The sequence below is a fragment of the Micromonospora deserti genome (genome assembly GCF_003236335.1).
Taxonomy (GTDB): Bacteria; Actinomycetota; Actinomycetes; order Mycobacteriales; family Micromonosporaceae; genus Micromonospora; species Micromonospora deserti.
Genome location: NZ_POUB01000333.1, coordinates 1 through 5,715, shown reverse-complemented (window position 1 = coordinate 5,715; position 5,715 = coordinate 1). Strand labels below are relative to the sequence as shown.

Genomic DNA, 5,715 nt, shown 5'->3' with positions numbered 1-5,715 from the left:
AGATGTGTATATGAGACAGGCCCAGGACCACGCCCAGCCCGGCGGCTGGGCCAACGGCACCACCAACCAGGACGACCGGCCGCAGCAGCCCGACTGGGCCACGCAGCAGGACGAGGGCCCCGGCGGCTGGGCCGGCACCACGCAGGATGACCGGCCCCGGCAGCCGGACTGGGTGCAGGACGAGCCTTCCCCGGCCACCTGGGCCACCCCCGCCGACCAGCGACCGCCCGCCGGGTGGGCCGCGCCACAGGATGACCAGTCGCAGAGCGACGGGTGGCCGGGCCGGGACGAGTCCGCCGCCGGTGCCGGCGGCGCGGGCGCGATGCCGCAGCAGCAGCCGAACGACCACGAGAACGGGTGGGGTGCCGCCGAGCCGGCCTCCCCCTCGCCGGCCCGGGCAGCCACGCCGGTGCCCGGCGACGGGCCGACGCCGTGGGGCACCCCGCCGGAGAACCCGCCGCAGTGGGGCACCGCCAACCCCGAGCGGCCGGCCGTGCCGGACGTCGAACCGTGGGCGCCCGGCGAGGCCTGGGGCCGCACCGAGGCGGAGCCGGCAGCGTCCCGGGCCGACAACGGCTGGGAGCCGGGCCGGGGCGACGAGTCGCCGGTCTACCAGCCGGCCCCCGGGCCGGGCATCTCGCCGGCCAACGCCGTGCCGCTGCCGCCGCAGGAGCAGCGGGTGCCCGGCGCCAGCCTCGCCGCCGCCCCGCCGGCCGACTACGTTCCGCCGCCAGCCAACTACGGCACTGTGCCCGAGCAGCCCGCGTACGCCGAGCAGTCCCCCCGGGACGCCGGCGACGCGCCCGCGTACGAGCAGGAGCAGGCGGGTTGGGGTTCGGCCGGATCCCGGCACGAGGAGCCGCCGTCCCCGGCCGGTCCGGTGGTCCCCGCTCCGCGTACCTCGCCGGAGTCGGCGGGCCGGGCCACCGGGCCGTCGCCGGAGGGCGCCGAGGCCGCGTCCGGCACCGTCTCGGCGAGCGCGTCGGTGCCGTTGGCAAGCCGGGTGATGCCCCCGGCCGACCAGGCGGTGCGACCGACCGGCGCCACCCCGCCGCAGCCCCGGGTGTACGGCCGGCCGGCCCGCCCGGAACCGGCGGACGACCCGCAGCAGGGCGACCCGAACGGCCACTGGCCGGACGCCGCGCCCCGGTTCGACCGCAGCCCGGATCCACGCTTCGACCAGGCTCCGGAGCCCCAGTTCGACGAGCGGCCGGCCGCGTTCGGCGCCGCCGCGCCGGTCGCCCCCGCCTCTCCGGCGGCGCCACCGGCGTTCCCGACGGGTATGCCGTCCTTCGTCGACGCGCCCGCCAGCGACCGGCCGGTGAACGGGGTCCGGCCGCACGGCGGCGCGGACCGTCCCGACGATCGTTTCGACGGCGCGGCCGGCGGCGGTGCGGCGGTCCACGCCGGTGGCACCGCCGTCCACGGTGCGCCCGGCTACGGGCCGGCACCGATGGCCGAGCCGGGCGGGGCCGCATTCCCGCCCGCGCCGCAGCAGCCCGGCCCCGCCTGGGAGCAGAGCGGTCCGGAGCCCGACCAGGGCCGGTTCGACGCGTTCAAGCCGATCGCCGAGCCGAAGACCGAGGCGCCGCCTCCCAAGGTGCGCAACGGCCGGGTACTGGCCGCGGTGCTCGTCGCGGCGGTGCTGATCCTGGCCGTGCCGCTGGGCCTGCTCACGCTGCTCGGCAAGATCGGCGGCACGGAGCCGGCGCCGTCCTTCGACCCGGCGGTCGGCACCTGCGTCAAGCAGTCCGGCACCGGCGCGGCCGCGGCGGATTGCGGTGAGGCCGACGCGTTCACGATCGTCTCCAAGGTGGACGCCAAGGAGAAGTGCGCCGACCCGGCCCAGCCGCACGTGGTGCTCTCCGGCGGCGGCGCGAACCGGGTGCTCTGCCTGAAGCCCGCGGGCAGCTGACGACACGACGGCGGCGGGGCCACGGCTGTGCCGTGGCCCCGCCGCCGTTCCCGACCGGAGGTGACCAAGCCCCCGGCCCGGGTACCGGCCGGAGGTGACCAGGCCCTCGGCCCGGGTACCGGCCGGCCGGGCCGTCGCGTCCGGCAGACTGAGGGCATGAGCGCACGAGTACGGGCACCGGAGCTGCGCGGTCGGGGCTGGCTGAACACGGGCGGTCGGGAGCTGAAGCTCGCCGACCTGCGCGGCAAGATCGTCTTGGCCGACTTCTGGACCTTCTGCTGCATCAACTGCCTGCACGTGCTCGACGAGCTGCGTCCGCTGGAGGAGAAGTATGCCGACGTGCTCGTGGTGATCGGCGTGCACTCGCCGAAGTTCGAGCACGAGAAGGACCCGGACGCGCTGGCCGCCGCCGTCGAGCGGTACGGGGTGCACCACCCCGTGCTCGACGACCCCGAGCTGGACATGTGGCAGCAGTACGCGGCCAGGGCCTGGCCCACCCTGTCGGTGATCGACCCCGAGGGCTACGTGGTGGCCACCATGGCCGGCGAGGGGCACGCCGAAGGGCTCGCCCGGCTGATCGACGAGCTGATCACCACCCACGAGGCGAAGGGCACCCTGCACCGGGGCGACGGCCCGTACGTACCGCCGGCCGAGCCGGAGACCACCCTGCGCTTCCCCGGCAAGGCGGTGCCGCTGGAGAACGGCAACCTGCTGGTGTCGGACTCGGCCCGGCACTCGCTGGCCGAACTGGCGCCGGACGGCGAGACGCTGGTCCGCCGGATCGGCACCGGCAGCCGGGGCCGGGCCGACGGTCCGGCCGGGACGGCCACCTTCTCGGAGCCGCAGGGCCTCTGCCTGCTGCCCGCGCAGGCCGCTGAGGTGGCCGGCTACGACCTGGTCGTCGCGGACACCGTCAACCACCTGCTGCGCGGCGTACGGCTGGCCACCGGCGAGGTGACCACCGTGGCGGGTACCGGCCGGCAGTGGCGCTCCACGGTCGACGACCACGCCCACGACGCGCTCTCCGTGGACCTCTCCTCCCCGTGGGACCTGGCCTGGTACGACGACAAGGTGGTCATCGCCATGGCCGGCATCCACCAGCTCTGGTGGTTCGACCCGGTCAGGCGGACCGCCGGCATGTACGCGGGCACCACTGTCGAGGCGCTGCGCGACGGTCCGCTGGCCGAGGTGTGGATGGCGCAGCCGTCCGGCCTGTCCGTCTCGGCCGACGGCGCCCGGCTCTGGGTGGCCGACAGCGAGACCAGCGCCCTTCGCTACGTCGAGAACGGCGTGATGGGCACCGCCGTCGGGCAGGGTCTCTTCGACTTCGGCCACGTGGACGGTCCGGCGTCCGACGCGCTGCTCCAGCACCCGCTCGGGGTGTGCGCGCTGCCGGACGGCTCGGTGCTGATCGCCGACACGTACAACGGTGCGATCCGTCGCTTCGACCCGGAGACCGACCGGGTCGGCACCGTCGCCGACGGGCTCGCCGAGCCGAGCGACCTGGTCCTCACCCCAGCGGGCGAGGTGCTGGTGGTGGAGTCGGCCGCGCACCGGCTCACCCGGCTGGCCCCGGGCGTGCTCTCCGCCGCGGGCGCCAGCACGGTGGACGGACCCCGGCACCGTACGGAGCGGAAGCCGACCGACGTGGCGGCCGGCGAGGTCACCCTGGACGTCATCTTCACCCCGGCCCCCGGGCAGAAGCTGGACGAGACGTACGGCCCGTCGACCCGGCTGGTGGTCTCCGCGTCCCCGCCCGAGCTGCTGTTGGCGGGGGCGGGGACGAGCACCGACCTGTCCCGCCGCCTGGTGGTCAACGGCGCGGTGGCCGCCGGGGTGCTCCAGGTGACCGCGCAGGCGGCGACCTGCGACGCCGACGTCGAGCACGCGGCCTGCCACCTGACCCGGCAGGACTGGGGCGTCCCGGTCCGGGTGGTCGACAATGGCGCGGCCCGGCTCCCGCTGGTGCTGCGCGGTCTGGACACCTGACGGGCCCGCTTCGGGAGAACGCCGGCCGGTTGACGGCGCGGATCAGGTCGCGAACGGGGCGGGCGTGACACCCGCGTCGATCAGGGCGACGCGGACCAGCTCGGCGCAACGGACCGCGCCCGGGGTGTCGCCGTGCAGGCAGATCGACTCGACGGGGCACGGGATGACGGTGCCGTCGACGGCCACCACGGTCCGGTCGGTGGCCATCCGGACGGCCCGGGCGGCGACCTGCTCCGGGTCGGTGACCAGGGCGCCGGGGGAGGTGCGGGGCACCAGCTGCCCGTTGGGCAGGTAGCCCCGGTCGGCGAAGCCCTCGGCGACCACCCGCAGACCCGCGCCAGCGGCGAGTTGGGCGAGCACCGAGCCGGCCGAGCAGAGCAGCGGCAACTCGTGGTCGTACTCGCTGACGGCGGCGACCAGCGCGGCGGCCTGGGACTCGTCGCGGGCCGCCGCGTGGTAGAGCGCGCCGTGCGGCTTGAGGTAGCGGACCTGGGTGCGGAACAGCCGGCAGAACCCGTCCAGGGCGCCGAGCTGGTAGGTCACCTCGTCACGCAGCTCCGCGAAGGCGTACGCGATGTGCCGGCGACCGAAGCCGGCGAGGTCCCGATAGCCCACCTGGGCACCCACCGCGACTCCGCGCTCGGCCGCCGTGGCGCAGACCCGGCGCATCGTGGACGCGTCCCCGGCGTGGAAGCCGCAGGCGACGTTGGCCGAGGTGACGAGGTCGAGCAGCGCGTGGTCGTCGCCGAGCCGCCAGATGCCGAAGCCCTCACCGAGGTCAGCGTTGAGGTCCATGGAATCTCACCGTAGTCCCTGGCCGGGCCTGCGCGAGTGGGGTCACGTCGTCCACCACGCCGACGACCGGGTAGCCGCCGGTGGTGGGGTGGTCGGCGAGGAAGACCAGCGGCTGGCCGTCCGCCGGCACCTGCACTGCACCCAGCACGATCCCCTCGCTGGGCAGTTCCCCGGCCACCGCGCGGGGCAGCGGTGCGCCGGTCAGTCGCGCGCCGACCCGGTTGCTCAGCGGGCTCACCGCGTACGGGGTGTCGAGGAGCCGGTCGAGGGCGGCCGGCGGGAACCAGTCGTCGCGGGGGCCCAGCCGCAGGGCCAGGCGCAGTTCGGTTGGGGGTGGCGGGCCGGCGGTCACGTCCACCGGCGCCGGTGGTCCGGCCGGTGTGCCGAGGGAGAGCCGGTCGCCGTCGCGCAGCGGTGGCGGGCCGAGCCCGGAGAGGGTGTCGGTGGCGCGGCTGCCGAGCACCGGTGGCACGTCGATCCCGCCGGCCGCCGCCAGCCAGGTGCGCAGCCCGCGCCGGGCGGGTCCGATCCGCAGCACCGCACCGGCCGGCAGGGCGAGGGGGCGGCCGGTGTCGGCGGGCCGGCGGTCGACCCGGACGTCGGCCTCCGCCCCGGTCACCGCCACCGCCGTGGCGCGGGTGAACCGCAGCTCACAGCCGGTCAGTGTGATCTCCAGACCGGCGGCGGACTCGGGGTTGCCGACCAGCCGGTTGGCCAGCCGCAGCGCCGCCGGGTCCAGGGCGCCCGAGCGGGGCACGCCGAGGTGCGCCCAGCCGGGCCGTCCGAGGTCCTGCACGGTGGTCAACGCGCCGGCGCGGAGCACTTCGACGCCGCCGGTCATGCCGGGACCAGGCGGACCGGGGTGCCCGGGGTCAGCCGGGCCGGCGGGTCGGCACGCACGTCGAACAGCGGCATCGCGGTCCGCCCGACCAGCAGCCACCCGCCGGGCGAGGCGCTCGGGTAGATCCCGGCGTACGGGCCGGCGAGGGCGACCGAGCCGGCCGGCACCCGGGGGC

General features: G+C 76.6%; 5 protein-coding genes. 2 read left to right on the top strand and 3 right to left on the bottom strand.

Annotated features, from left to right (window positions below):
- Positions 1-1,915, top strand: a 1,915-nt coding sequence (locus tag C1I99_RS28500; protein ID WP_233512765.1) for an LppU/SCO3897 family protein, incomplete at its 5' end; no start/stop codon positions are given.
- Positions 1,916-2,071: 156 nt separating this feature from the next.
- Positions 2,072-3,904: an NHL domain-containing thioredoxin family protein gene (locus C1I99_RS28495; protein ID WP_111137293.1), complete on the top strand. Its 1,833-nt coding sequence runs from the start codon at positions 2,072-2,074 to the stop codon at positions 3,902-3,904.
- Positions 3,905-3,946: 42 nt separating this feature from the next.
- Here C1I99_RS28495 and C1I99_RS28490 read toward each other — a convergent pair whose 3' ends face one another.
- The 3 genes from C1I99_RS28490 to C1I99_RS28480 form a co-directional block, all read right to left on the bottom strand.
- Complete coding sequence (locus C1I99_RS28490) at positions 3,947-4,699, bottom strand: LamB/YcsF family protein (protein ID WP_111137292.1); 753 nt, start codon at positions 4,697-4,699, stop codon at positions 3,947-3,949.
- On the bottom strand, positions 4,683-5,540 hold the full coding sequence (locus C1I99_RS28485) for a 5-oxoprolinase subunit C family protein (protein ID WP_111137291.1): 858 nt from the start codon (positions 5,538-5,540) through the stop codon (positions 4,683-4,685). The genes C1I99_RS28490 and C1I99_RS28485 overlap by 17 nt, the downstream gene beginning before the upstream one ends.
- The coding region (locus tag C1I99_RS28480) for a carboxyltransferase domain-containing protein (RefSeq protein ID WP_146604074.1) at positions 5,537-5,715 on the bottom strand (179 nt) is incomplete at its 5' end. The genes C1I99_RS28480 and C1I99_RS28485, both read right to left, overlap by 4 nt.